The sequence below is a fragment of the Bradyrhizobium sp. genome, assembly GCF_049798375.1.
Classification (GTDB): domain Bacteria; phylum Pseudomonadota; class Alphaproteobacteria; order Rhizobiales; family Xanthobacteraceae; genus Bradyrhizobium.
This window is the reverse complement of record NZ_JBARGP010000078.1, coordinates 1-26,157: the sequence shown is the minus strand read 5'-3', so window position 1 is coordinate 26,157 and position 26,157 is coordinate 1. Positions and strand designations below refer to the sequence as shown.

Here is a 26,157-nt window from a genome sequence, read left to right as displayed (position 1 = left end):
GACCTGGCCCGAGGCTTCGCGGACGCCGACGATGTGCTGCATGACGCCCTGGGTGCCCTGCGCCGCCTGCTGCACGCTGCGCGCAATCTCGCGCGTTGCGGCGCCCTGCTCCTCGACGGCCGCCGAGATCGCTTCGGTGATCTCGTTCATCTGGCCGATCGTGGTGCCGATCTCACGGATGGCATTGACGGTCGAGCCGGTGGCGTCTCGGATCGCCTGGATCTGGCTCGTGATGTCCTCGGTCGCCTTGGCGGTCTGCGCCGACAGGGCCTTGACCTCGCTGGCGACGACGGCAAAGCCACGGCCGGCCTCGCCGGCGCGCGCCGACTCGATGGTCGCATTGAGCGCCAGCAGGTTGGTCTGCCCGGCGATTGTCTGGATCAGCGCCATCACCTCGCCGATCTTCTGGCTGGCGTCGACAAGCTGTTGCACCATCGACTCGGTCCGCGTGGCCTGATCGACCGCGTCCCGCGCGATCGAGGACGATTGCGTCACCTGCCGCGCGATCTCCGAGATCGACGAGGAGAGCTGCTCGGCCGAGACCGAGACGGTCTGCACGTTCTTGGCGGTCTGCTCGGCGGCCGCGGCCACCTTCGCGCTCTGGTCGGTGGTGCCCTCGACGATGGTCGACATCGACGTCGCCGACGATTGCAACTCGCTGGCGGCGGTCGCGGTGCCCTGGATCACGCTGCCGATCGAGCGTTCGAAATCGTCCGCGATGCCCGCCAGCACGGAGCGGCGATCCTCCGCGGCGCGCTGCTTGGACGTTTCCTGCTCCGCACGCAGCCGATCGGTCTCGGCGAGATGATCCTTGAACACCTGCAGGCTGCGCGCCATGCGGCCGATCTCGTTTTTGCGGTCGGCGAACGGCACCTCGAAGGCGACATCGCCCTTGGTCAGTCGATCCATCGCCTCGCAGGTCGTCTCGAGCGGCGCGACGATGCCGCGGCCGAGCCAGAATGCAATCAGGCCGGCGATCGCGAGCCCAGCCAAGCCGCCGACGCCCGACCACAGCGCGCGCTGGTAGACCACCGCATCGACGTCGTCGACATAGACGCCAGCCTGGATCGCCAGCATCTTGTCGCCGGTGCCGAAGGTTCCGACATAGGACAGCTTGCGTTTCTCGGCGCCGCCGCCGGAGCGCGGCGCCATGTATTCGACGAAGCCGCCGCCGGCGCGCGCTTCGCGCACGATGTCCTGGATCAGGAGCTTGCCGGTGTTGTCCTTGAACTCCCATCGGTTGACGTTGATGTATTTCGGATTGCTGTGGACATAGGTGACGCCGGCATCCGCGGGGCCGGTGCCGTAGACGCCGATATAGTCCGCATATTGTCCCCAGCGGATGGCACCGATCGCCGCGAACGCCATTCGGCGTGCCTGGTCAGGCTCGATCTTGCCAGCTTTCGCTTCAGCGTCGTAGTAGGTGAGGATCCGCGTCGCGGCGTCCACCATCCCGTGTACAGCGGTCCCCCGCTCCTCCAGCACCGCATCGCGCAGCACCAGAATCTGCATCGCCGAGACAACGAGCAGGGTGAGTGATAGCACCGCGATGATTGTCGCCAGGCGCTGATAAACGGTGAGATGTCGCATCTGATCGGCCTCGAATTTGAGCGATGCTGGTCGCTAGCAACTCGGCATTAGTGGTTTGCTAGCCGGGGATATTACGGGCCCAACTATTAAAATACCTTCCCCATTGCGGGGAGCGGCGAAGCCGCCGGCAAGGCTGGTTCAGCGGCTTACGGAGATGATGCCTCGAGGGCCTTTCTCGATATTGCGGGACTAATTCGAACAAATCGTCCCGGAACGAGATGAAATCGCGGAGGCGAACGGGACCGAGAGGCGAAAAGCGAGCCTGTACACGTTATAGCTGTAGAACAAAATTGCTCGCTGTGCGCCTCGTGCGACGAAAGATCGCGCCTTCCGAAAGTATAAGAAGTCGTTCTCGCGGCGCCCATGCGTCCGAGCTATCGGCAGTGCGTCGCCCGAAATCGAGGGCGCAGGGAAGACCGGGCACCGGCCGGTGCCCATGGTCCGCGTGCAACAAAAAAGCACGCGGCAGAACCACAGGCTCAGCCGAGCATGCCCGGCCTTCCCTGCGCGATGGTTTTAACGGCTGCTTCGTACTCTCCCCGGGGACCGGCTTTCTTGCCCCCGTATCGCGACAATGCGAAACGCATTGCGCGCGGCATCAGCACCGGGATGCCAGGACCATACGACTTGACCGTGCGTATCGGGTTGTTCGTCGGCATGATGAGATCACGCTGCAACACCGATACGCCCACCGCATCTCCGCCTCGCGTGTCGTGACGATCGCGATACGCCCCTCGTGTCGAGGCGGGACGAGCGACAAGAAAGCATGATTTCTGGGAAAACGAAAGTGAAATTTTTGCGCCTCGGTGTCCGACGACGGCGATACGGCTGATAGTGCAAGCAAAATTAGATTTTACCTACGACCGACTTTCTACCTTGCGGACTCCGCAACAGACGACGAAGCTGCGCATATTTCGTCACGTGATTTGCCCGACGAGGCTGGGCAAGAACTTCTGCTTTATTCCCAGGAGCCTTGGCGAGACCGTCTTTGCGCCGGCTTGTTTCCGATGTGGTGATCGGCCTTGAATCGCAGTTGGCTATTTGTCGGCCTTCCCGAAGGGAACATCGGGAGCATGACCGAGCCGCTATCCTCAACAGCGGATGCACGCAACGGCCGAAGCTCTCTATGCGACCTGCTTCTTGATTTTTGCGAACGTGCTCAGCTTCAACCAGGCGCGCAGATTGGTGCAAAGCTCAGTGCTGCCTGTCAGAAGAATTCGTCCGTTCTCGAACGCCGGACCGATGCCAGTGTATCCGAGCCAGATTTCGGTCATCGTTCGCAGATCCGTTGACACATAGAGATCGACATCGAAACCTGGGTCGATCAGGCATAAGTCGACCTCCTTTCCCGGCTCGACGATAAGCCAATAGTCCCGCTCCGGAGGCTGCCGTTCATTGAACATGAACTGGATCGTGCATCGCCGCCGCGGCATAGGATCGGTGCCGATGTTACGCCTGATGTCCCACATCAGCAGATTGGCATCGAGCTGCTTCAGCGTAGCTTCGGTCTTGACCCATCGATGTCCCCACATGCCGATCGCTTCGATGATGGGACGCAGCTCCCATCCTGCTTCGGTCAGCCGATATTCATAGATACCTTGCTCACGCTCGGCGGGCACGCGCGCCAAAATGCCGGCGGCCTCAAGCTCTTTCAAACGCTTGGAAAGCAACGCGGGCGACATGCTCGGCACGCCGCGCCGCAACTCGTTGAACCGGGTCGATCCAAGCACGAGTTCGCGAAGAACAAGCAGTGTCCAGCGAGAGCAGATGATCTCTGCAGCCATCGAAACGGGGCAGAACTGATTGTAGCTGCTGTCCGACATGGAAGCCTTCCGACAATGTTGGCCAATCAGGAGTACGACTGGCTTTGCAAGATGGCCAGTTCAGATTTTGTACCGCCCAGGTTCAGATCCTGAACTGGCGCTTTTGAACGCCGCCATGACATGTTTGGGCCGGTTTCGCGATGCGGACCAGGCCTTTGGGCCGAGTTCCGAGACACGAGGAGATCGAGCATGCAAGTTGCGACGATGCCTATTGACTACGCGGCCATCAAAAAGCGCCAGCAGGCGGTTTGGTCGTCCGGCGATTATGCCATAATCGGGACGACCCTCCAGATTGTCGGCGAGCGATTGTGCGAGGCAGTCGACATGCGCGCCGGAAACAGGGTCCTCGACGTCGCGGCCGGGAACGGGAATGCGACGCTTGCCGCAGCGCGCCGCTTTGCACATGTGGTCTCGACGGACTATGTCGAAGCCCACCTCCGGCAAGGCAAGGAGCGCGCCGCGGCCGAACGCTTCAGGATCGATTTTCAGGGGGCTGACGCGGAAGAGTTGCCCTTTCCTGACGGCAGCTTTGACGTGGCGCTGTCCACCTTTGGCGTCATGTTCGCGCCGAACCAGGAGAAAGCAGCCGCCGAACTCGTTCGGGTAGTACGCCGGGGCGGCAAGGTCGGGCTCGCGAACTGGACGCCGGATGGGTTCGTTGGCCGACTCCTGAAGATCGTAAGCAAATACACGCCCGCACCCGCCGGCCTCAAGCCAAGCGTTCTCTGGGGCACCTCGGAGCGCCTTGCAGAGCTGTTTCCGGGACATGAGATTAACGCTGCGGAGCAAACCTTCATGTTCCGCTACACGTCGCCAGAGCATTGGCTCCACGTCTTTCGCACGAGCTACGGGCCTACCAACCGCGCGTTTGCTGCGCTTGAGGGCGAGAGAGCTGTTGCGCTGGAAGCCGACATTCTCGACCTGCTCGAGAGATCGAATTGGGGCGGTAGCAACAGCCTCGTGATCCCCGGGACCTATCTCGAAGCTGTGATTACAAGGAGCTGAGGCCGGAACGTATAGAACGGCACGGATGCCATGCGAGAAGCGATGACAATCGCGCTCGAACGCATCGCGAAGCGTCGGGACGAGTCGCTACAGCTTCTGCGGGCAGTTGCGCACGGCGTTGAACACGACGCGCGGCACGCCCACCCGCTCGTCGCCGTAGAGCGCAACGAGCTCGTCCGTGTGCGCATCGGGCTCTGAACTGACGACGGCCAGCCGGTCGAAAAACGACTGATCCAGCTCGCTGTCCTTGAGGCGCATGGCGCCCCAGACGTCCCATGGGAGCATCTCGCGGTTGTTCAGCGCCGCAATGTCGCGAATGATGTTGCCAGCGATGAACCAGAGCCCGTGCATGTCGAGGATGCCGAAGGCATTCGGATCGGCTTGACCGCTGCGGCAGTGCGACCAGGCATCGCCGGCGACCAGGAATTGATCCCGCGGCACGTCGGCCGGATCGAAGCTCACGCCGAACAGCTCGCGCTGGCATTCATCGAGCTGCGCATCGAACAGGACCCAACGCCCGTTCGCTTCATCCCAATATTCCGTCACCCAATGATCGATGTACTGACTCCGTTCGAAATAGGCGCCGAAGCCGCAACGGGCGCGCGCCGCGACGCCATGCCGGCGCAGCATCGCCACATGCAGCAAGGTAAAGTGCCGGCAGACACCGACCTGCCGCTCGCCGGCGCCGCGTGATGCCGACAGCGGCCGGTCGTCACGAGCGACGATCTGATCCAGGATCTGCTCGACCCCGCGGATGTGGGCTTGCGCGTGCTGGTCGCGGCTGAGCGTCACGCCATAGGCGGGCGCGATATGCTCGTGGATCAGCAAACCCTGTACGGCCTTGGCAAGCGCGGAGGGATCGCGCGGCAAATTGTCGAACAGACCGGCGCGGCGTCCCGGATCGCTCATGGCCACCGTTGTCCTGTACCGATCGAGATCCATCTGCATGTCTCCGACTCGATAGGAACATCGGCGCCGCCGCACCGTCGCCAGTCTAGCGCAGATCGAGCGCCGCTCCCATCGACAAACAAGGGTCCATTGACACCCGATCCCTGGTAATTTGCGGCGGCCTCTATGAAGCGGATCACATACCGCCGCTCGCGCGCGTCCTACACTGCCGCGCATCTGACTAGGTTCATGTCGCTATCGCAGCAACTTCTCGGGAGAGACACATGGTTGCGATCAAAACATTTGCAGCATTGCTCCTGATCCTGGCGGCGCTGGCTGCGGCCAGCCCCGCCTCCGCCTGCCCGGCCGGATACGTCGCCTGCGGCCCGGCCTGTTGCCCGGGCAAGTGACCGCCACCGGCGAACCAATAACCAGGGGCCGGATCATGAAACTGACGATCATGCTTGCCATGACCGCGGCGCTGGGCGCGGGCCCCGCCGCCTACTATGCGACGATGCCGAACGACGATCCGCTGGGCGCGACGCTGCATGATTATGGCCTGGATCCGATCCATCCGCCCTCCAACCTGCTGCAGGTCGGATCGCTCTATCTGGTCGATGCCAGGGCCGGGACCTACACCCCCATCTGCGACGCCGACAAAACCGATCTGGTCGACTGGGTCAGGACGTCGCCGAGCTTCGAGATCAGCAGTTCCCTCGAGCGGAAAGGCGAATTTGCCGCCAGCGTCGCGGCCGGTGAGCTGTTCGACGGCAACGCCGGCCAGGACTATGTCGTGAGGATCCATTCGTCACTCACCGAAGTCGAGCTGACGGAGATCACGCTCGGCGCCAACCTGACGATCTTCCAGAAGCTGATGGCAAAGCCCACTTGCGCCGCGGTCGCGATGCAGTTCGTCAATGACAACCGCTATGTCTGCCAGGGGCAGCGGATCCTCAAGGCGACGGCGCAATACAAGCTCGAACGCGACACGCACAGCCAGCTTGCGACGCATGCAGCGGCCAAGGATATCGCGGCCTCGGCCCGGGCGGCGATTCAGACAAACAGCGACCAGTCGCTGGCCGACCACGAGGGCCAGTGGTTTTCCGGCTCGGCGCTGCAATACGGCGTCTCGATGAACCCGCTGTGCATGTCGCCGCAGCACGCCCGCTACGCACGCGTGCTGCCGCAGACCGCGCTGCAGCGGCTCTGGAATTCGTTCCTGTTCAATCTGGTCGAGCCGATGCTGCCGCCGACCGATGATGCCGAGCAAGCGCCTCCGCCTGCGCAAGGGCCGCGCGTGGCCAAGCAATAGTTCGCGCGTCACTCGGATGTCCCAGACTGGCTTGTCGCAACGCCACCCGCCTTGCGGATCGGCCGTTGCTGGTCACACCACGGCGACCGTCACGGCCTGCGGCCGCCGCCGGCCGAGCAACACCAGGATGGCGAGCGCGGCGCAGGAGCAGAGCAGCGCCAGCCCGAGCAGCGCATTGCTGCCGAACCGGGTCAGCAGCATCACCAGGATCGGCGCGGAGGCGGCGGAGAGAATGTTGAGCGGCAGCGCCATCCGCGACATCGCCCTGGTGAACTCGGTCTTGTCGTAGAAGATCAGCGGCATGGTGGCGCGCGCGACCGCGAGCGCGCCGCTGCCCATGCCATAGAGCAGCATGAACAGCGCGACCGTCCAAATGGCGCCGCCATTCAGCATCAGCAGCAGCATGGAAATCGGCAGCGCGAGACCGGCGACGACGGCCGTGGAGATGCCGTCCCAGCGGCCGCCGCCGAGAAAATCGATGGCGCGCGCGGCAACCTGGATGACGCCCAGCATCGAGCCGAGGCTGATGGCCTCCGTCGCCGACAGGCCTTCGGCCTTGAACAGCTCGATCAGCACCGCCCCCATGCCGAAGGTCACGAACACATAAAGTCCGAGCGTCGTCACTAACAGATAGAACGTGCCGCGCGACGGCGACGGCGGCAAAGCTGCCGCCGCGGGGCCAAGCACGGTGACGACCCCGGCGGCCCTACGGCGCGGCAAGCCAAACGCAAACAGCGGCAGGCACACCAGCGGTACCATGACCGCATAAATCAGGCAGGTGCCGCGCCATCCGAACAGGCCGGTGAGGAAGACGGTGGTTGGCCAGAACACGCTGCTGGCGAGACCCGTCACCAGCATCAGCGCGCCGATCGCGCTCTTGGCGTTGCGGCCGGCGACCTCGTTGAGGACGATCAACCCCGCCGTCGTCAAGGTCGCACTGCCGGCGACGCCGAGGCACACCCAGCCGGCAAAATAGGTCAGCGGTCCGTGCGCGACCGCGAGCAGCACGAAGCCCGGAACGAACACCAGCGTGCCGACCATCATCACCCACCGCGCACCATGGCGCGTGAACGGTCCGGCGAGCCAGGGCGAGGCCAGCCCCATGGCGCTGTAAAACACCGAAGTGCCGGCGAAGACCGCGGCAATGTCCATGTCCAGATCAGCAGCGAACTGCCGGCCGATGACAGCGGGAAGGCTGATGGTGCCCCAACCGATGAGTTGCGTGATGGCGAGGACGATGAGGACGCGAAATATCCTGAGATCGGCAATCAAGAGGGGCATTCCGCAATGCGGTCCAGCGACACGGCCGTCAAAAAACGATGGGTCCGCATCGTGTCGCCGGACGGCCGGACTTACAACCGCGCACATCTCAATGCAGCCATGACAATACTGCCGTGAATTGACTGCTGTGACTTGACTGCCGTGACTTGGCCGGGAACCGCGCCGATCAGCGACCAGCGCCGCGTTGCAGTGCGTCCGAAACTGGCGGTCTAATCAGGACTTGGCCGGCTTCGCCGGACATGATTTGCGCAGCGCCACGAGCGCCGCGCGCATCTTGGCGAAATAGGTTGCGTCGTCCTCCGGCGTCATGTCGGAGCAGATATAGTCCATGTGGTATTTGACTTCCTGCTCGAAGCTGCGGTGCCACTCCGCGTGGTCATAGACCGCGAAGATCTCGTCATAGGCGAACAGCATGTGTGCGACGAAGTTCTTGTAGAGCACCCATTTGAGGCGGTCGGCGCGAATCTCCGCCATGTCAGGTTCGGTCAGGTCGGGATGGCGAAGCTGGGCCTCGCTGTAGGACATGTAGACCTGACGGGCCGCGGCCTCGCGCGCATTGGTCCGGAGCTGGTTGACCTGGGCACCGATGATCGCGAAGCCAACGATCGCCAGCCAGGCCGAGGCGATCTGGGCCCAATTCGATTTCGGTCGCTTGTTATCGCCCATCGCCGCTTCCAGCCTCAGCCGTCAGTTCACATCAATGCCCGGCAGCGCCTAGCCTGCGGCCGCGGCCCGTGCCGACAGCGCCAGGCCTTCGACCCGCGGCAGCGTCATCAGTGCTGGCTTGGCGAAGTAATAGCCCTGCAGCAGAGAGATTCCGGCGGCGCGCAACACGATCAACTCGGCCTCGGTCTCGATGCCCTCCGCGAGCAGCTCGATGCCGAGCTGGCGCGCGATCGCCGCGATCCCGGCGATGATCACCTGCTTCGGTTGGCTGGCGTCGATATTCCGCACCAGCTCCATGTCGATCTTGATCAGGTTCGGCTGTAATCGCGCCAGCAGGCTCAACCCCGCGTAGCCGGCGCCGAAATCGTCGAAGGCGGTCCAGAAGCCGAGCTCCTTGTACGTGCGGATGATGGACTCGACGTGCGCCGGCTCCGCCATGCGCTCGTTCTCGGTGAACTCGAACATCAGATTTTGGGCGGGGAAGCTGGCGCGTTTCGCCGCGGCCAGCGACTTCTGGATGCAGGCGCGCGGCTCGTACACCGCGTTCGGCATGAAGTTGATGGACAGGCGCGCAGCGGGATCGTCGAACAGGCGGCCTGCGGTTTCGATCGCCAGCACGCGCGCGGCCTGGTCGAAGCGATAGAGTTGATCGTCGGTCAGCTGGCTCAGCACGCTATACGCAGACTCGCCGTCGGGCCCGCGCACCAGCGCCTCATAGCCCCAGACCCGTCCCTGCTGCACATCGACGATCGGCTGAAACGCCATCTTGAAGGCGAAGGGAAGCTCAGTGCCATCACCACATCCCAGACACTTGCTGGCCATCATCCTCTCCCTTTGTCCGCGTCGATTACTGCTCTGCGCGCCTTAACAAACCGACAAGCAGCTTTGGTGTCTGGCGCGTTAAAATCTTCGATGGGAGCAGAAGACGAGTGTTCACCGACGCGCCGAGCGGCTGTTCCCGGCATCGCCGCGATGTGCCGATGTGCGATGGATCTCGCAGCGACCGGGTCTCGGCAGAAAACCAGCCCGCGCCATCGCTTTCCTGGAACAACTCGATCGGGAACAGCGCCGTCAGAAGACGTTCATCCTTTCCTGAACGTCGCCTTCGTTTGCATGTTAGCGTTGGACGCTTATGCGTTTCCGCTCTCCAGAAGGATGGGGCATCTGTGCATGACCTGCTTGCCGGAACGACACGCGATCATCATTGGCGGCGGCGCCTCCGGCGTCCTGCTCGCCTATCAGCTGCTGCAACATCCGGACGCGGATTTCCGCGTCACGCTGATCGAGAAGCGCTCCGAGGTCGGACGCGGGCTCGCCTATCACACCGGCAATTCAGAGCACCTGCTCAACGTCCGCGCCGCCAATATGAGCGCGCTGCCCGACGATCCCGATCATTTCTGGCGCTGGTTGTCGGCGCGAAGGGATCAGCATCCGCTCTGTCCTGATCCCTACTGCTTCGTGCCGCGCCGCCTCTATGGCAACTACATCGCCAGCCTGATCGAGCCATTCGTCGTATCAGACGACGACGGCGCCGGGCGGCGGCTTTCGTCGTACACGGCGAATGTGTCGCCGTGAGCGAAGGCTGGAGCGATGTCACGGTGAGCCTGGCCGACGGATCGCGCCTGGTCGGCGATATCGCCGTGCTGGCCACCGGCCATGATGCGGCCACCGCACGCTCGGCCTGGCATGCCGATCCCTGGATTTCGCCGTCGGTGCCGGGATTTGGCAAGGACGCGGCCGTGCTGATCCTCGGCACCGGATTGACCATGGCCGACTACGTGCTGAGCCTGCTGCGCGAGGGCCATCGCGGGCCGATCGTCGCAATGTCCCGTCGCGGCCTGATGGCCAAGGGACACCGGCGCACCGCGCCGCTTGCATTTGCCGAGGATGACGTGCCCTTCGGTGCCGGCGCCGTTGCGCTATTGCGCTGGCTGCGGCGACGCATCGAAGCCCACGCCGCTGATGGTGGTGATTGGCGCAGCGTGCTCGACGCCATCAGGCCGTTCAGCCAGCGACTCTGGCGCGAGCTGCCGCCGGCCTCGCAGCGCAGCTTCCTCGAGCATGCCAGGGCGTGGTGGGACGTGCATCGCCACCGGATGGCGCGAGGTCGAGGCGCGGATCGATCAAGCCACGACCAACGGGCAGTTGACGGTGATGGGGGCGAAATGACCGGCACCGAGGGCGGCGCTCACGGCGCCCGCGTCCGCTTTCGCCGGCGCGGCCGCGCTGAGATCGAGAGCCTGGACGTCGGCGCCATCATCGACTGCACCGGCATCGTGCGCGATCCGCGCGCCACCACCAATCCGGCGGTGCGCAGCCTGTTCGATCAGGGCCTGGCACGTCCCGATCGCTTGCGGATCGGAATCGAGATCTCGCCGGATTGCGCTGTCGTCCGCGCCGACGGCGTTCCCTCGCAGCGGCTGTTTGCGATCGGCCCGCTGACGCGCGCCGCGTTCTGGGAGATCATCGCGATTCCCGACATTCGCAATCAATGCGCGGCTCTCGCCACTCAGCTCGCACAACGGCGCGCCGTGGTGCTGCCGGGCATGACCGGCCGGCAATCCGCCGATCAGCAGGTTGCGATGTAGTTGGCTTGCGGCTTGAAACACGAACCGGCCCGCCGGGGCCGGCGCGGTCTCAAATTGCGATCACGTTACTGACGATGGAAGACCAAGGTCCGGAGCTCGATGCTCTCGCGCGGCGCGGCATCCACCGGCGTGGTCGGATCGACGAAGGCGGTGTGCGGCCCGAAACGGGTACGGCCGTCGGTCGCCGAGTCGTAGCACTTCAGCAGCAGCGCTTCGTCCGGCGTCATCTCGGGGAAATAGAACCAGCGGTGGTTCGGATTGTAGCTCACCGAATAGTTCTCGCCGCTGCGGTTCGGATAGATCAGGTCCGAAGCCACGAGATCGCCTGATGCGACGGTGGTGCCGTCGCACATCGCCAGCGGCGAGTCCCGCAACGGCCCGTGGATCGGCCGCCACAGGTTGATCACCTGCACGCGCCCCTTCAGGAGTTCGTCGGCCTCGGCGCCGAGATGCTCGCGAACACGGTCGGCGCCGGAGCGGTCGGTCTGGTCGACATGCACACGCGTCGCCGGCTGCCGCGGCCCCGCGCCACGGATGTCAGCCGCGCCGTCGACCCGCTTGCGGACCGTGTGATCGAAGATGACGACGCGATCGGCACCGAGCGCGCTGCGGATGAAGGCCTCCGCTGCCGGGTAGTAGACGTTGCGCACTTCCTTGTCGTCGTAGAAGTCGCGCACCTGCGTCGGATGCCGGACCAGGGCGAAGCCTTCGCGATCGAGCGAAAAACTCTCGGCGAGCGAGCGGCCGTCGAACACCGGCACCTGATGCGGCTCCGGCAGCGCGGTCGATTTCGGCTCGCCGGGCGGCGGGTCGAAAGCATAGGTGCGCGGCTTGCCCTCGACCGGCGCCAGATAGTTCAGCTCGGCACGGACGAAAGGCAGCGATTCGATGTTTCTTTCGATTAGGCTCATGCGCGTCTCCCATAAATGAAAGCACTTGCATGAATGTTGGTCCGCGCCGCCGGAGGCTACAAGCACGGCAGCAAAATAACGACGCCGCCGCTCTCGCGGCGGCCGAGCGGGGAATTTCCTTGCAGGAACGTGGCGCTGGCGCGCGCGATCATTCCCTATTTTACCGGGGCCGATGTACCGCGGGCTGGGCAAAGGTGAGGTTGGCGGAGAGAGTGGGATTCGAACCCACGGTACGGTTTCCCGCACACACGCTTTCCAAGCGTGCGCCTTAAGCCACTCGGCCATCTCTCCGGAGGCCCTCTCTTGGCGGGGTCGGCGGCTTTTTGCAAGCCGTGGGATGGCTTTCCGGCCAAAGTTCCAACAAGCATCTGGTGGATCTAACAAAAATCCGCCTGCCCCGAAGGCCCGGACGGCGGCTTGCGCTTGCTTTGAACCGCAAATCGGGCCCAAGCGACGACTGATTTGCGGGAAACCGGCTATCGCGCAGGAGACATCATGACCGCTCGTTTCAAGCCCGGCCACTTTGTCCCGGTAGCAGCCCTCCTGCTCCTCGCCAGCCTCAGTGTCGCGCGGGCCGATCAGTGCACCCGACAGGGCGTCGACGTCACCTGCGACGACGGCCGCAAAGGCCTGTTTCAGGGCGACGCCATCCTGTGGCCGGACGGCACCCATTCGCGGCTGAAGGGCCATGACAGCGTCATCATCGGCAACAAGGCATCCGTCCATGCCGGCTCGGGCGTGTTCGTCGGCCGAGGCAACGGCACCTCGGAGCCGATGGAAAATCCGAGCGGGCCGAACAAGCTGAACTGCGCGGTGCTGGACGGCGTGTCCTATTGCAATTGAGCAATGCCCAATGCGCCAATGGCCGGAACGGGTCCCGGCCATTGACGATCGAGTCATTCTTGCAATCTCAGTGATACCGCGTGCCGGGCGGGGCCGAGCGCTGCGCCAGCAGCCCGGCGGTGGCGGCCGGTAGCGGCTCGATCTCGGGCTCGTCGATGTCCGTGTCCTGCAGCGAATCGACGAAATCGGCGAACCATTGCTGGATCGAGTGCCGGTGCAGCTTGGCCATCATCGCCTCGTAGCGCAGGCGCCGCTCGTTCAGCGGCATCGACAGCGCCATCGCGATGGTGCGCGCCATGCCGTCGATGTCGTGCGGGTTCACCAACAAAGCGGTGTCGAGTTCGTCGGCGGCGCCGGCGAATTTCGACAGCACCAGCACACCGGGATCGACCGGGCTTTGGGCCGCAACATATTCCTTGGCAACCAGGTTCATGCCGTCGTTCAGCGGCGTCACCACGCCGACCTGCGCGGTGCGGTAAAGACCCGCGAGCACGCTCTGGCCAAACCCCTTGTTAAGATAGCGGATCGGCGTCCAGTCGACTTCGCCATGACGGCCGTTGACCTCGCTGACCAGGCGCGCCACTTCGCTCTGCAGATTGCCATAGGCCTCGATCGATTCACGCGACGGCGTCGCGATCTGCAGCAACGAGACACCGCGCAGCAGCCCCGGATGCGTGGACCACATCCGGTCGAAGGCGTTGATGCGGTTGACCAGGCCCTTGGAGTAGTCGAGCCGGTCGACGCCGATGGCAAGCTTCTCGCCGTGCAGGCTGCGACGCAGCCGCGAGACATCCGGATGCGAGATCGCCTTCGCGGCCGATTGCGCAAACTTATCGGCGTCGATGCCGATTGGAAACACCGCAAGCCGCGTGCGACCGTGGCGCGACTTCACCACGCCGTCACGGATCTTGAGGCCGAGATCGACGCGCACGCAAGAGGCGAAATTCTCGCAATCCTCCGCGGTCTGGAAGCCGATCAGGTCGTAGGCGAGCATCGCCTCGACCAGCTCGCGATGATGCGGCACGCTGTCGATGACGCCGCGCGCCGGCCATGGCGTGTGCAGGAAGAAGCCGATCGGGCTCTTGACGTCGAGCCCGCGCAGCTCGGCGCCGAGCGACAGGAAATGATAGTCCTGGATCCAGAACAGCGTATCCGGCTTCTGGAACCGCAGCAGTGCGCGCGCCACGAAGCCGTTGACCTCGCGATAGGACGTGTAGTCGTCGTGCGAGACCCGAATCAGGTCGCTGCGCGAATGCAGCGCCGGCCATAGGGCCGAGTTTGCGAATCCTTCGTAATAGCCAGCATAATGCGCGGCCGGCAGATCGAGTAGCGCCAGCGCGCCGGCACCGAGCTGTTCCACCTCGACGATCGGTTCCATCTGGGCGCCGTCGCGCACCCTGCCCGATGAACCCACCCAGATCGCCCCTGAATTCTCAACCACCGGCAGCAGCGCCGCTGCAAGTCCGCCGGTCATCGGCTCGTTGGCCTTGCCACGCGCCACGCGATTAGAGACGACAACGAGGTTCACAGGAACTCCCTCCTGATGGTCACTGTCGATTAACAGTCATTCATCAATATGGTTCCGGAACACCCTTTCAACGAAATGAAACCAAATTCGGGCATCGGCGAGGTGTTATCGAAGCACATTTCACGCAAGAATATTTCCAGCTCATCGCATCGCCGACGTGAAATCGCCGCGGCTTTAACATGCTTGCCACCGGACCGTGCAGTTCCCGCGGCGACGCGCACAATGCAAGCAACTATTCCGTACACTTCACATCGACGCGACGACAATGATGCTGACCTTTCTGGCGGGCTGATCGCGCGCTCGCTTAGCTCATCGGCTTTGTTCACTGCCGCGCGCGAGCACCGCAAGGAACTCACGCACATCGTTCGGCGCATCGAAATGTCCGTTGACGCCTTCCGCGCGGCGACCGACCGAGAAGGACAGTCCGTTGTAGTCCGGCATGATCGCGAATACGCTCTCGTCGGTGACATCGTCGCCGATGAAAAGCGGCTTGCGGCCCTTGAATGGCGCGCGTGTCATCAGTTCGCGCACGCCGGTCGCCTTGGTGAAGCCGGCATGCTTGATCTCGCAGACGCATTTGCCGGGCAGCACCTCGATCGGCGCGTCCGGTAGTTCAGCACGAATCAGCGACACCGCTTCGTAGATCGCGCGTTCGGCCTGCGGCGCCAACCGATAATGCAGCGCCAGCGAATAACCCTTGTCCTCGAGCAGAATGCCGGGACTGAGCGCGGCGATCGCGGCCAAGCGGCGCTTCAATTCCTTGTCCATCATCGGCGCCTGCACGACGGCATGCTCGCCCTCGAGCTTGAGCCGCATCTCCGCGCCGTGGCCGCCGACCGCAGGATAGAGCTCCGGTGCGAAGATCAGATCGATGTCGTTGAGCGAACGACCGCTGACCAACGCCGATGCGCCCGAAGTCTGTTCGACCAGCGTGTTCAGCGTCTCCCGCAGGCCGGGCGGCACCCACACCTCGCGCGGCGTCGCTGCGAACTCGAGCAGCGTGCCGTCGATGTCGAGCAGGATCGCCGTCTCGCTCAGATGCGGCACCAGGCTTGCCGGCACCGGCACGGTTTCCGGCGTTTTGTCGATATCGTTGCGCAATGGACGCTCCACCGCATCAGTCATGGGGTTCATGTCAGTCTACTCCATTGTGGCGAGCGGACGCGCCACCGATTCCAGCGATTTGCGCTCGGCCGCCACAGCATAACGCGATGCGACTACTGCTGCGATCACCATCAGCAGCGCGCCGAACAGATAGCCGGCGAAGACGCTGACGCGCGAGCCCGAATCGAGCAGCGCACCGAACAGCGCCGGTCCTGCAACGCCGCCGATGCCGGTGCCGACCGCATAGAACACCGCGATCGCGAGCGCGCGGACTTCGAGCGGGAAGTTTTCGGAAACGGTGAGGTAGGCCGCGCTCGCTGCCGGCGAGGCAAAGAAGAAGATCACCATCCAGGCGATGGTCTGGGTCCGCGCATCCAGCACGCCGATCGAGAACAGATAACCGGTGAGCGCCAGCAATACGCCGGAGACGCCATAAGTGAAGGTGATCATGGTGCGGCGGCCGAGCGTGTCGAACAGCCGGCCGAGCAGCAGCGGCCCGAGGAAATTGCCGGCCGCAAACGGCAGGATGTACCAGCCGACATGATCGGACGGGATGTGATAGAAATCGGTCAGCACCAGCGCGAAGGTGAAGAAGATGGCGTTGTAGAAAAACGCCTGCGCGATCATCAGCGTGAGCCCGACCAGCGCGCGCTCGCGATAGGTCACGAACAGCGTGTGCACGACCTCGGACAGCGGCGTGTGGTCGCGCATCCTTAAGCGGATCTTAGGCAGGGTGCCGGCGCGCTGCGCCCGATCATGTCCCGTCGCGCTACGCTCGATCTCGGCCACGATGGCATGCGCCTCATCGGGATGGCCGTGGACCATCAGCCAGCGCGGGCTTTCCGGAATCCACATCCGCATGACCAGCACGATCAGGCCGAGGCAGGCGCCAGTGCCGTAGGCAATCCGCCAGCCGAGATCGGGCCCGGCGACGGCGGGATCGAGCAGCACGATCGCGCTGCCGGCACCGATCGCAGCGCCAAGCCAGAAGCTGCCGTTGATCAGAAGATCGGTCCAGCCGCGATAGCGGGCCGGCACCAGCTCCTGGATGGTCGAATTGATCGCGGTGTATTCGCCGCCGATGCCGGCGCCGGTGAGGAAACGAAACAGCGCGTAGCTGGCCACATTCCACGACAGCGCGGTCGCGGCAGTAGCCGTGAGATAGAGCGCGAGCGTGATGAAGAACAGCTTGCGCCGGCCGATGCGGTCGGTCAGCCAGCCGAAGCCGAGCGCTCCGAGCACCGCACCAAACAGATAGGCGCTATTGGCGAGGCCGACATCGAGATTGGAAAAGCGCAGCGTCGGGCTGGCTTTCAATGCGCCGGAGAGCGCGCCGGCCAGCGTCACCTCGAGCCCGTCAAGCACCCAGGTGATGCCGAGCGCCAGCACCACGCGGGTATGGAAGCCGCTCCAACGGAGATCGTCGAGCCGGAACGGGATGCTGGTTTCGATGACACCGGGATCAGCGGTCGCGTCGGCAGCCGGCTCCTGCGCCCGACGGCCGGATTGTGGCGCTGCGACGGCATCGCCAAAGTTGATTGCGGACGCCTGCCCGAGTTCCATGGAAATGACCGTTTGACGGGGCGTCGCGTGCGCGCACGCACATTGACCAAGCCCCGGGGTTCCCCGAAATGAACGCAACAATGCGGCGGCCGCGTGCTGCCACGCGCCTCAACGTCCGGCTTTGGGATCAGGTTCCCCGAAACCGAGCGCGGATGGAACTTCAGCGTTGCACAGAACACGTAATGGTGGCTGGAGGTTTCTGCATCACAGGGATGGACAGTGGTGTGCGAGCCGCGCCTCCCACCTTGCCGTCGTGCCGGGCAAGCGAACGCAGTGGGCGCAACTCGGGATCCATAAACAGCGGACGCGGTTCGCCAGGCGAGCTGGAGCTCCAGCCTCTGTCCGTCATCAGTAACGCTGATTATGGATCCCGCGTGCGCTGGGGATGACAGTTGAGGATGTGGCCGATGGCTGAACTTGAATCGCGTCAAACGCAGTATGAACTGATCTACGCCGCCCTGATATTTGCCATGAAACGGCCGAGCTCGGCGCGCAGGCGGGCGCTTTCCGAGGACAGCGACTGCGCCGAGCGCAGCACCTCTTCCGACGCGGCACCGGTTTCGTTCGCGCCCCGGTTGACTTCCGTGATGTCGGTTGCAGCCGCGCGGGTGCCGGTGGCAACACCCTGCACATTGCGCGCAATGTCCTGCGTCGCTGCGCCCTGCTGCTCGACCGCGCTCGCAATGGTGGCCGCGATCGACGAGATCTGACCGATGGTGCCGCCGATCTGCTTGATCGAGGCGACCGATTCTCTGGTCGCGTCCTGCATGCCGGAGATGTGATTGGAGATCTCGTCGGTCGCCTTGGCGGTCTGTCCGGCGAGCGACTTCACCTCGGAGGCGACCACCGCAAAGCCGCGGCCGGCATCGCCGGCGCGCGCGGCCTCGATGGTGGCATTGAGCGCGAGCAAATTGGTCTGCTCGGCAATCGCCGTGATCAGCTTGACCACGTCGCCGATGTCCTGCGCAGCCTTCGAGAGCTTGCCGATCCGCCCGTCAGTCTCTTCGGCCTGCGCGACCGCCGATTCGGCAATCTTGCTCGACTCGCGGACGTGACGACCGATCTCGCCGACCGAATTGGACAGCTCCCCGGTCGCCGTCGCCACCTGCTCGATGCGGCCCGTAGCCTGCTCGGAGCTGCCGGCGACCCGGCCGGCAAGATCCTGGGTGGTCTCGGCGGTGCGGGTCAGGGTCGCGGCTGCCTGCTCGAGTTGATGCGCTGAGTCCGAGACGTTGGAGACGATCGAGCCGACCGTGGCCTCGAAATCGTCGGCGAAGCGAATCAGCTCGGTCCGGCGCGCCGAGGCCGCGGCCGTGTTCTGCGCCTCCTGGCTGGCCGCGTCGCGCTCGGCCTTGGCCACCGCCTGGACCTTGAATTCCTCGACCGCCGCGGCCATCTCGCCGATTTCGTCCCTGCGGCCGAGGCCCGGCAGCTTGACGTCGAAATGACCGGAAGCCAGCTCGCGCATCGCAGCGCACATCGCGATCATCGGCCGCGAGATGCCATTGCCGAGCAACAGCGCCAGCGCGGCACCGAGCGCAATGGCGCCGATCGCCAGAACCGCGATCGAGCGCTCGATGTGCGAAATCGTCGCGTTGGCCGCGGTTTCGATGCGCTGCTGGTCGGCGGAAACGTTGGAGCTGAGCCCGTTCGAGAGTTTCAGGATAGCCGCCCCGGCCTCGTCCATGTCCTTCACGCGCTTGGTCAGCGACTTCGCGTTATCGGCCAGCTTGATGAAGGCTTCACGGTACTGCTTGACGAGTTCCCTAAGTTCGGCCGCGCCTTGCGTGATCTTGTCATCATTGGCGTAGATCGAGACCAGCGAGTTTTCAAGAAACTTGGTGCGTGCAATTGCGGCATCCGCGGTCTGCGGCTCGGACTTGGCGATGAAGGTGCCGACCAGATTCGAGACGGTCAGGTATTGAGCACTCAGCTCCTTGGCAGTGGTCCGGATCGAATCCAGCCCAACGAGCGTGGCTGAATCGGCAAGATCGTCGAATTTGTAACGGATCTTGCTTCCGGTGATGATGACCTGATCGGCGGCAATGTGCTGATTGTCATGGGTCAGACGGATAATGTCGCCGAACAGCTGATTGAAGGCTTCATACTCGCCTTGCAGCTGCGCCAGCTGTGCGTGGCGTCCAGAAGCGGCGGCGGCCTGCATTGACCTCGCAATGGCGGCGTGCAGGCCTTCCTGCGCCGATACGGCGGCTTTCTCGTCCTCAGCCTTGCCCGTCAGCGCGTAATACCGCGCAAGCCCCTGATAGGACACCAGTTCGCGGTCGATCTCATGCACCGCATTCGCCTCCGCGACGCTGGCTCGATAGGTTGCCACGGCTGCGGCGACCTGCTCGAAGCCGAATTGGGCAAAACCCATGCTGGCAGCCGAGATGACCAGGACCAGGGCAAAGCCCAGAATGATCTTGGCACGGAAGCGTAGCGTCAGACTCCCCCTCAGCCGCGATCGCGGCACCGCATGCGCAGACATTTCCAGCCCCTGATTTTGTTGGTGTGGTCGAACGCCATGGGAAAGGCGCAGCTTGCGACCGGTCTTGTGCGTAAATCTACGTCACAATTGATAAAGCGCGGTAAATTTGGGCAACCAGCCGGCTGGTACGCCACCGCGAACCGCGCTCGGGACCAGCTTGCGCCGAATCACGGCGCTCCGACGCAAGACATTCACCCCCGGCAAGCGCGACGAAAATCCCGGTTGCAAGTCGGGAGCGCACTGTTTCTAATTGGAACAGAGAAAAAATTTCATTGGGAGGACAGACGTGTCGACAGTCAAATTGACGGTGAACGGCAAGGCGGTCTCAGTCGAGGTCGAGGACCGCACCTTGCTGGTCCACCTGCTGCGCGAAAATCTCAACCTGACCGGGACCCATGTCGGCTGCGACACCAGCCAATGCGGCGCTTGCGTGGTCCACATCGACGGCCGGGCTGTGAAGTCATGCACCGTGCTGGCCGGCCAGGCCGCGGGCACCAACGTCACCACCATCGAAGGCATCGCGAAGGGCGACGAGCTGCATCCGATGCAGGCCGCCTTCCGCGACAATCATGGCCTGCAGTGCGGCTACTGCACCCCCGGCATGATCATGTCGGCGATCGACATCGTGCATCGTCATGCTGGCGACCTCGACGAGCCCACCGTACGCGAGGAGCTCGAAGGCAACATCTGCCGCTGCACCGGCTATCACAATATCGTCAAGGCGGTGCTCGACGCCGCAGGGCGCATGAAGGTTTCGCAGGCCGCCGAATAACGGCTGCGTTCGACGCCACACGACAAAACGACCGCCGGTCTCGATGGAGCAGGCGGCACAATAAACTCCGATTGGGAGAGGATCGCATGGGCATTGAAGGCGTTGGCGCCAGCGTGGTGCGCAAGGAAGACAAACGTTTCATTACCGGCAAGGGCCGCTACGTCGACGACATCAAGCTGATGGGCATGACCTACGCCCATTTCGTCCGTAGCCCGCACGCCCATGCCAAGGTCAAGAACATCGACATTGCAGCGGCAGAGGCGATGCCCGGCGTGATCGCCGTGCTGATCGGCCAGCAGCTCGTCGACGACAAGGTCGGCAATCTGATCTGCGGCTGGGCCATCACCTCCAAGGACGGCTCGCCGATGAAGATGGGCGCGTGGCCCGCGATGGCGCCGGAGACCGTGCGCTTCGTCGGTCAGGCCGTCGCCGTCGTCATCGCCGACAGCAAGAACCGGGCGCGTGACGCGGCGGAAGCTGTCGTGGTCGACTATGAGGAGCTGCCTGCCGTGGCAGACATTCCGTCGGCGCTGAAAGCCGGCGCGGTGCAGCTGCATCCGGAGGCACCCGGCAACGTGGTCTATGACTGGTCGATCGGTGATGAGGCTGCGGTGAGCGCCGCGTTCTCGAAGGCGGCCAACGTCGTCAAGCTCGATCTCACCAACAACCGCCTGGCGCCGAACGCGATGGAGCCACGCGCGGCCATCGCCGACTATGACACAGCGGAAGAGCACTATACGCTCTACACGACCTCGCAGAACCCGCATGTCGCCCGCTTGGTGCTGTCGGCGTTCTACAACATCGCGCCCGAGCACAAGCTGCGCGTCATCGCACCGGATGTCGGCGGCGGCTTCGGCTCCAAGATCTTCATCTATCCGGAAGAGATGGTGGCGCTGTGGGCCTCCAAGAAGGTCGGCCGCCCGGTGAAATGGACCGGCGACCGTACGGAAGCCTTTCTCACCGATGCGCATGGCCGCGATCACATCTCGCATGCCGAAATGGCGTTCGACGCCAACAACAGGATCCTTGGGCTTAGGGTCAAGACCCATGCCAATTTCGGCGCCTACATGTCGCTGTTCTCGTCGTCGGTGCCGACCTATCTCTACGCGACGCTGCTTTCGGGTCAGTACGACATCCCGGCGATCTATGCCGAGGTGATGGGCGTCTACACCAACACGACGCCGGTCGATGCCTATCGTGGCGCGGGCCGCCCCGAGGCAAGCTATCTGATCGAGCGGATGATGGAGACCGCGGCACGGCAGCTCAAGGTCGACCCGGCTGAGCTGCGGCGCAAGAACTTCATCACCCAGTTTCCGCATCAGACGCCCGTGATCATGGCTTACGACATCGGCGACTTCAACGCGTCGCTCGATGCGGCGCTGAAGGCGATCGACTATACCGGCTTTGCGGACCGCAAGGCCAAGGCCAAGGCAGATGGCAAGCTGCGCGGCATCGGCTTCTCCTGCTACATCGAGGCCTGCGGCATCGCCCCGTCGAAAGCGGTCGGCAGCCTGGGCGCCGGCGTCGGCCTGTGGGAATCCGCCGAAGTGCGCGTCAATCCGGTGGGCACCATCGAGGTGCTGACGGGCTCGCACAGCCACGGCCAGGGCCACGAGACCACCTTCTGCCAGTTGATCGCCGAACGGCTCGGTGTGCCGATCAGCCAGGTGCAGATCGTGCACGGCGATACCGACAAGGTGCAGTTCGGCATGGGCACCTATGGCTCGCGCTCGGCGGCCGTCGGGCTGTCAGCGATCTTCAAAGCGATGGAAAAGGTCGAGGCGAAGGCCAAGAAGATTGCCGCGCATCAGCTCGAGGCATCCGAAGGCGACATCGTCATCGAGAACGGCGAGTTCAAGGTGACCGGCACCGATAAGTCGATCGCCTTCCCCATGGTCGCGCTCGCGGCCTACACCGCGCACAATCTACCCGACGGGATGGAGCCCGGATTGAAGGAGAGCGCCTTCTACGATCCGACCAACTTCACCTTCCCGGCCGGCTCTTACATCTGCGAACTCGAGGTCGATGCGAAGACCGGCAAGACCTCCTTCATCAACTTCGTCGCGGCCGACGATTTCGGCCGCCTCATCAATCCGATGATCGTTGAGGGCCAGGTCCATGGCGGCCTGGTGCAGGGCATCGGCCAGGCACTGCTGGAGCACGCCGTCTATGACGGCAACGGCCAGCCGATCACCGCGTCCTTCATGGACTATGCGATGCCGCGCGCCGACGACGTGCCGTCATTCAAGCTGAGCCACACCACGACCTTGTGTCCGGGCAACCCGCTCGGCGTTAAGGGCTGCGGCGAGGCCGGCGCGATCGGTGCCTCCGCGGCCGTGATCAATGCGATCACGGACGCCATCGGCCACAACAATCTCGCGATGCCGGCGACCCCGGACCGTGTCTGGCACGCGATCCACGGCAACGCCTGAGCGAGGAGGAACAACCATGTACGAGACCATTTATCACCGTCCGTCCTCGGTCGACGAAGCCGTCGCACTGTTCGGCAAGGGCAGCGAGCCGAAGTTCCTGGCCGGCGGCCATACCTTGATCCCCGTGATGAAGCAGCGGCTGGCTTCGCCGTCCGACGTCATCGACATCGGCAAGATCAAGGAGCTGATCGGCATCCAGGTGACGGGCGACACGCTCGTGATCAAGGCCGCGACCACCTACTACGACATCATGACCAGCCCCGACGTGAAGAAGGCGATCCCCGCGATCGCCCATCTCACTTCGGTGCTCGGCGATCCCGCCGTGCGCAGCCGCGGCACCATCGGCGGCTCGATCGCCAACAACGATCCGGCCGCGGATTTCCCGGCGGCGCTGATCGCACTCGGCGCCACCGTGAAGACCAACAAGCGATCGATTGCGGCGGCTGATTTCTTCAAGGGCCTGTTCACGACGGCGCTGGAGGACGGCGAGATCATCACCGAGGTCTCGTTCCCAATTCCGGAGAAGGCGGGCTATGCCAAGCTGCGCCATCCGGCCTCGCGCTTCGCACTGACTGGCGTATTCGTCGCCAAGGCGAAGAACGGCGAAGTGCGTGCCGCCGCGACCGGCGCCTCGCAGAGCGGCGTGATGCGGGTGGGTGCGATCGAAGCGGCGCTGAAGGGGAACTGGTCGGCGGCGGCGCTGGACAACGTGACGGTGTCCGCCGACGGCCTGCTCGGCGACATCCACGGCACCGCCGATTACCGCGCCAACCTCATCAAGGTGATGGCGCAGCGGGCAGTCGAAGCCGCCGGCTAATGCCGCAGCGCAGTTAAAATGGTGCGGCGCGCAGCGATGCGCGCCGCATTTTTTTCGAGCTGTTCTTTTCCGGCAGACGGCCCTGCGCCGACGTGCCACTTGCCATGGCGAGTCCGAGGCGGGACAATCGCGCCTCAAGGAAACGCAGATAAGCGCGACAAGATTGTCGATCCGCATCGAAGACGAAGGTGCACCCTCTCCCCTTGTGGAAGAGGGTGGCGCGCATGAGCGAAGCGAAATGCGGGCTGGGTGAGGGGTCTCTATCCGCGGAGGCAGACCCCTCACCGGCTCGCCGTCGCATCCGCGCCGGCGATCCACCCTCTCCCGCGGCCGACGACGGCTCCGCCGCCGCGACGAGGGGAGAGGGTGCACCGAGGTCTCGGTAACGACTTGATCGACGTCAACACGTGAATAAGAGGGACACCCGACGTGCTCGACAAGACCTCCTCACAAACACAGGCCCGCGCCACCGGGCCGCTCGCCGGCTATCGCATCGTCGAATTTGCCGGCATCGGTCCCGGCCCGTTCGCCTGCATGTTGCTGGCCGACATGGGTGCCGAGGTCATCACGCTCGACCGCATCGGTGCGAAGAAGAACATGAAGTCGGTGGCGGGCCGTGGCCGCAAGGTGATCGAGCTCGATCTGAAGGACAAGGCGGCGATCGCAGAGGTGCTCGATCTGCTTGCGAATGCCGACGCGCTGATCGAAGGATTTCGGCCGGGCGTGATGGAACGGCTGGGTCTCGGCCCCGATGTTGTGCGCGCGCGCAATCCAAAACTGGTCTATGGACGCATGACCGGCTGGGGCCAGGACGGGCCGCTGGCGCAGGCCGCCGGCCATGACATCAACTACATTTCCATTACCGGCGCGCTGGCTGCGATCGGGACCAAGGAGAAGCCGGTGCCGCCGCTCAATTTGGTCGGCGATTTCGGCGGCGGCGCTCTCTATCTCGTGGTCGGCGTGCTGGCGGCGCTGCTGGAAGCTTCGAAGTCGGGCCAGGGCCAGGTGGTCGATGCGGCGATGTGTGACGGCGCCGCGTCGCTGATGTCGATGTTCTTCGACCTCACAGCGATGGGCCGCTGGCGCGAAGGCCGCGACCGGAACTTCCTTGACGGCGGCGCGCATTTCTATGGCGTCTACGAATGTAGTTGCGGCCATTTCATTTCGATCGGCTCGATCGAACCGCAATTCTATGCGCTGCTGCGCCAGCGCGCCGGCCTCTCGGAGGATTGCTATAACGCGCAGATGGATCCGAAGGCGTGGCCGGACCTGAAACAAAAGCTGGTGGAGACCTTCAAGAGCAAGACGCGCGAGGACTGGTGCCAAATCATGGAAGGCACCGATATCTGCTTCGCGCCTGTTCTGACCATGTCTGAGGCGCCGCAGCATCCGCACATGGCCGCGCGCGGCGTATTCGTCGAGCGCCACGGCGTCACCCAGCCCGCCCCCGCCCCACGCTTCTCGCGCACGCCGTCCAACATCCGCGAGCCGGAGGTCGTGGAGATCGGCGCGCTGGTGGAGGCGTGGAAGTCGGCAAGGTAGGCTCGTTCAACAAGCTCCGCTGTCGTCCCGCCCTTGCGCGCAAGACGTCATTGCGAGGAGCGCAAGCGACGAAGCAATCCAGCTACCACCAAGACTCTGGATTGCTTCGCTTCGCTCGCAATGACGATGGGGCCTACTCCGCCGCCTCGACTTTCAGCACGCCGCGGCGGATCTGGTCTTCCTCGATCGATTCGAACAGCGCCTTGAAATTGCCCTCGCCGAATCCGTCGTCGCCCTTGCGCTGGATGAACTCGAAGAAGATCGGCCCGATCGCGTTGGCCGAGAAGATCTGCAGCAGCACCTTGGTCTGGCCGCCATCAACCACGCCCTCGCCGTCGATCAGGATGCCGTTGCGCTTGAGACGCGCGACGTCCTCGCCATGTTTCGGCAACCGCGCGTCGATGCGCTCAAAATAGGTATCCGGGGGCTCCGGCATGAACGGCAGCCCGGCGCTGCGCAGATCCTCGATGGTCGTGTAGATGTCGCGCACGCCGCAAGCGATGTGCTGGATGCCCTCGCCGCGATAATCCTTCAGGTATTCTTCGATCTGGCCGGCATCGCCGGCGTCCTCGTTGATCGGAATCCGGATCTTGCCATCGGGGCTGGTCAGCGCGCGGGAGAACAGGCCGGACGCGCGGCCCTCGATATCGAAGAAGCGGATCTGGCGGAAGTTGAACAGCTTCTCATAGAAGCCGGACCACACATTCATGCGGCCACGATGCACATTGTGAGTCAGGTGGTCGATGTAATGGAGCCCGGCGCCCGCGGGGCGCGCGTTGCGGGTGCCGAGCCAGTCGAATTCGAGGTCGTAGGCCGAGCCCTTGGCGCCATAGCGGTCGACGAAATACAACAGGCTGCCGCCGATGCCTTTGATGGCGGGAACGTCGAGCGTCTTCTCCGCCGCCGGGAAGTCGGCCGGCTCGGCGCCGAGCGCGATGGCGCGCTCATAAGCCGCTTTGGCGTCGACTACGCGGAACGCCATCGAGGGCGCGCAGGGGCCGTGC

The 26,157-nt window shown here is 64.0% G+C and carries 21 protein-coding genes, 1 tRNA gene and 1 pseudogene; 9 read left to right on the top strand and 14 right to left on the bottom strand.

The features are described 5' to 3' along the window. From WA702_RS03435 to WA702_RS03425, 3 genes are all read right to left on the bottom strand, one after another. A partial coding sequence (locus tag WA702_RS03435) for a methyl-accepting chemotaxis protein (RefSeq protein WP_425109123.1) occupies nt 1–1,590 on the bottom strand: 1,590 nt, incomplete at its 3' end. A 479-nt stretch (nt 1,591–2,069) separates the two neighbouring features. Then, complete coding sequence (locus tag WA702_RS03430; RefSeq protein ID WP_425109122.1) at nt 2,070–2,282, bottom strand: hypothetical protein; 213 nt, start codon at nt 2,280–2,282, stop codon at nt 2,070–2,072. Nucleotides 2,283–2,714: 432 nt separating this feature from the next. Beyond that, the gene (locus tag WA702_RS03425) at nt 2,715–3,413 is read right to left on the bottom strand and encodes a winged helix-turn-helix transcriptional regulator (RefSeq protein ID WP_425109121.1); all 699 of its coding nucleotides are present in this window, start codon (nt 3,411–3,413) and stop codon (nt 2,715–2,717) included. Between the two features lie 189 nt (nt 3,414–3,602). On the opposite strand from WA702_RS03425, the gene WA702_RS03420 reads away from it, so the two are divergent. Further along, on the top strand, nt 3,603–4,418 hold the full coding sequence (locus WA702_RS03420; protein ID WP_425109120.1) for a class I SAM-dependent methyltransferase: 816 nt from the start codon (nt 3,603–3,605) through the stop codon (nt 4,416–4,418). 87 nt (nt 4,419–4,505) lie between these two features. Here the strand turns inward: WA702_RS03420 and WA702_RS03415 are convergent, their stop codons facing one another. Next, nucleotides 4,506–5,360 (bottom strand): transglutaminase-like domain-containing protein, encoded by an 855-nt coding sequence (locus WA702_RS03415; protein WP_425109119.1) that lies wholly within the window; start codon nt 5,358–5,360, stop codon nt 4,506–4,508. A 230-nt stretch (nt 5,361–5,590) separates the two neighbouring features. On the opposite strand from WA702_RS03415, the gene WA702_RS03410 reads away from it, so the two are divergent. Continuing rightward, nucleotides 5,591–5,716, top strand: coding sequence for a hypothetical protein (locus WA702_RS03410; protein ID WP_425109118.1), 126 nt, complete (start codon nt 5,591–5,593; stop codon nt 5,714–5,716). Nucleotides 5,717–5,751: 35 nt separating this feature from the next. Further along, entirely contained in the window at nt 5,752–6,618 is an 867-nt protein-coding gene (locus WA702_RS03405) for a hypothetical protein (protein ID WP_425109117.1), read from the top strand. 72 nt (nt 6,619–6,690) lie between these two features. Here the strand turns inward: WA702_RS03405 and WA702_RS03400 are convergent, their stop codons facing one another. From WA702_RS03400 to WA702_RS03390, 3 genes are all read right to left on the bottom strand, one after another. Then, entirely contained in the window at nt 6,691–7,899 is a 1,209-nt protein-coding gene (locus tag WA702_RS03400; protein WP_425109116.1) for an MFS transporter, read from the bottom strand. 213 nt (nt 7,900–8,112) lie between these two features. Then, nucleotides 8,113–8,565 carry a hypothetical protein gene (locus tag WA702_RS03395; RefSeq protein ID WP_425109115.1) on the bottom strand — a complete coding sequence of 151 codons (453 nt, stop codon included), beginning with the start codon at nt 8,563–8,565 and terminating at the stop codon, nt 8,113–8,115. Between the two features lie 48 nt (nt 8,566–8,613). Continuing rightward, the gene (locus WA702_RS03390; RefSeq protein WP_425109114.1) at nt 8,614–9,387 is read right to left on the bottom strand and encodes an EAL domain-containing protein; all 774 of its coding nucleotides are present in this window, start codon (nt 9,385–9,387) and stop codon (nt 8,614–8,616) included. 348 nt (nt 9,388–9,735) lie between these two features. Between WA702_RS03390 and WA702_RS03385 the strand changes: the two are divergent. Next, nucleotides 9,736–11,153: pseudogene (locus WA702_RS03385) on the top strand (FAD/NAD(P)-binding protein). A gap of 65 nt (nt 11,154–11,218) precedes the next feature. Here the strand turns inward: WA702_RS03385 and WA702_RS03380 are convergent. Together WA702_RS03380 and WA702_RS03375 are read right to left on the bottom strand one after the other, a co-directional pair. Continuing rightward, a complete protein-coding gene (locus WA702_RS03380) occupies nt 11,219–12,064 on the bottom strand; it encodes a CmcJ/NvfI family oxidoreductase (RefSeq protein WP_425109113.1) in 846 nt (281 codons plus the stop codon). Nucleotides 12,065–12,265: 201 nt separating this feature from the next. Further along, a tRNA-Ser gene (locus tag WA702_RS03375) sits at nt 12,266–12,355 on the bottom strand. 204 nt (nt 12,356–12,559) lie between these two features. Between WA702_RS03375 and WA702_RS03370 the strand changes: the two genes are divergently transcribed. Next, nucleotides 12,560–12,907: a hypothetical protein gene (locus WA702_RS03370; protein ID WP_425109112.1), complete on the top strand. Its 348-nt coding sequence runs from the start codon at nt 12,560–12,562 to the stop codon at nt 12,905–12,907. Between the two features lie 67 nt (nt 12,908–12,974). Here WA702_RS03370 and WA702_RS03365 read toward each other — a convergent pair whose 3' ends face one another. The 4 genes from WA702_RS03365 to WA702_RS03350 all read right to left on the bottom strand — a co-directional run bounded on the left by WA702_RS03365 (nt 12,975) and on the right by WA702_RS03350 (nt 19,590). Then, nucleotides 12,975–14,435, bottom strand: a complete 1,461-nt coding sequence (locus WA702_RS03365) for a trehalose-6-phosphate synthase (protein WP_425109111.1) — start codon at nt 14,433–14,435, stop codon at nt 12,975–12,977. A gap of 309 nt (nt 14,436–14,744) precedes the next feature. Further along, nucleotides 14,745–15,569 carry a trehalose-phosphatase gene (gene otsB, locus WA702_RS03360; RefSeq protein WP_425109110.1) on the bottom strand — a complete coding sequence of 275 codons (825 nt, stop codon included), beginning with the start codon at nt 15,567–15,569 and terminating at the stop codon, nt 14,745–14,747. A gap of 6 nt (nt 15,570–15,575) precedes the next feature. Further along, nucleotides 15,576–17,102 carry an MFS transporter gene (locus tag WA702_RS03355; protein ID WP_425109109.1) on the bottom strand — a complete coding sequence of 509 codons (1,527 nt, stop codon included), beginning with the start codon at nt 17,100–17,102 and terminating at the stop codon, nt 15,576–15,578. A 448-nt stretch (nt 17,103–17,550) separates the two neighbouring features. After that, nucleotides 17,551–19,590, bottom strand: a complete 2,040-nt coding sequence (locus WA702_RS03350; protein WP_425109108.1) for a methyl-accepting chemotaxis protein — start codon at nt 19,588–19,590, stop codon at nt 17,551–17,553. A gap of 286 nt (nt 19,591–19,876) precedes the next feature. Here WA702_RS03350 and WA702_RS03345 point away from each other — a divergent pair, with 286 nt between their 5' ends. From WA702_RS03345 to WA702_RS03330, 4 genes are all read left to right on the top strand, one after another. After that, the gene (locus WA702_RS03345) at nt 19,877–20,362 is read left to right on the top strand and encodes a (2Fe-2S)-binding protein (RefSeq protein ID WP_425109107.1); all 486 of its coding nucleotides are present in this window, start codon (nt 19,877–19,879) and stop codon (nt 20,360–20,362) included. An 86-nt stretch (nt 20,363–20,448) separates the two neighbouring features. Further along, complete coding sequence (locus WA702_RS03340; RefSeq protein WP_425109106.1) at nt 20,449–22,794, top strand: xanthine dehydrogenase family protein molybdopterin-binding subunit; 2,346 nt, start codon at nt 20,449–20,451, stop codon at nt 22,792–22,794. A gap of 16 nt (nt 22,795–22,810) precedes the next feature. Next, entirely contained in the window at nt 22,811–23,611 is an 801-nt protein-coding gene (locus WA702_RS03335) for an FAD binding domain-containing protein (RefSeq protein ID WP_425109105.1), read from the top strand. A 429-nt stretch (nt 23,612–24,040) separates the two neighbouring features. Next, nucleotides 24,041–25,153 (top strand): CaiB/BaiF CoA transferase family protein, encoded by a 1,113-nt coding sequence (locus tag WA702_RS03330; protein WP_425109104.1) that lies wholly within the window; start codon nt 24,041–24,043, stop codon nt 25,151–25,153. 133 nt (nt 25,154–25,286) lie between these two features. On the opposite strand, the gene hppD is transcribed toward WA702_RS03330, so the two are convergent. Then, a partial coding sequence (gene hppD, locus WA702_RS03325; RefSeq protein ID WP_425109103.1) for a 4-hydroxyphenylpyruvate dioxygenase occupies nt 25,287–26,157 on the bottom strand: 871 nt, incomplete at its 5' end.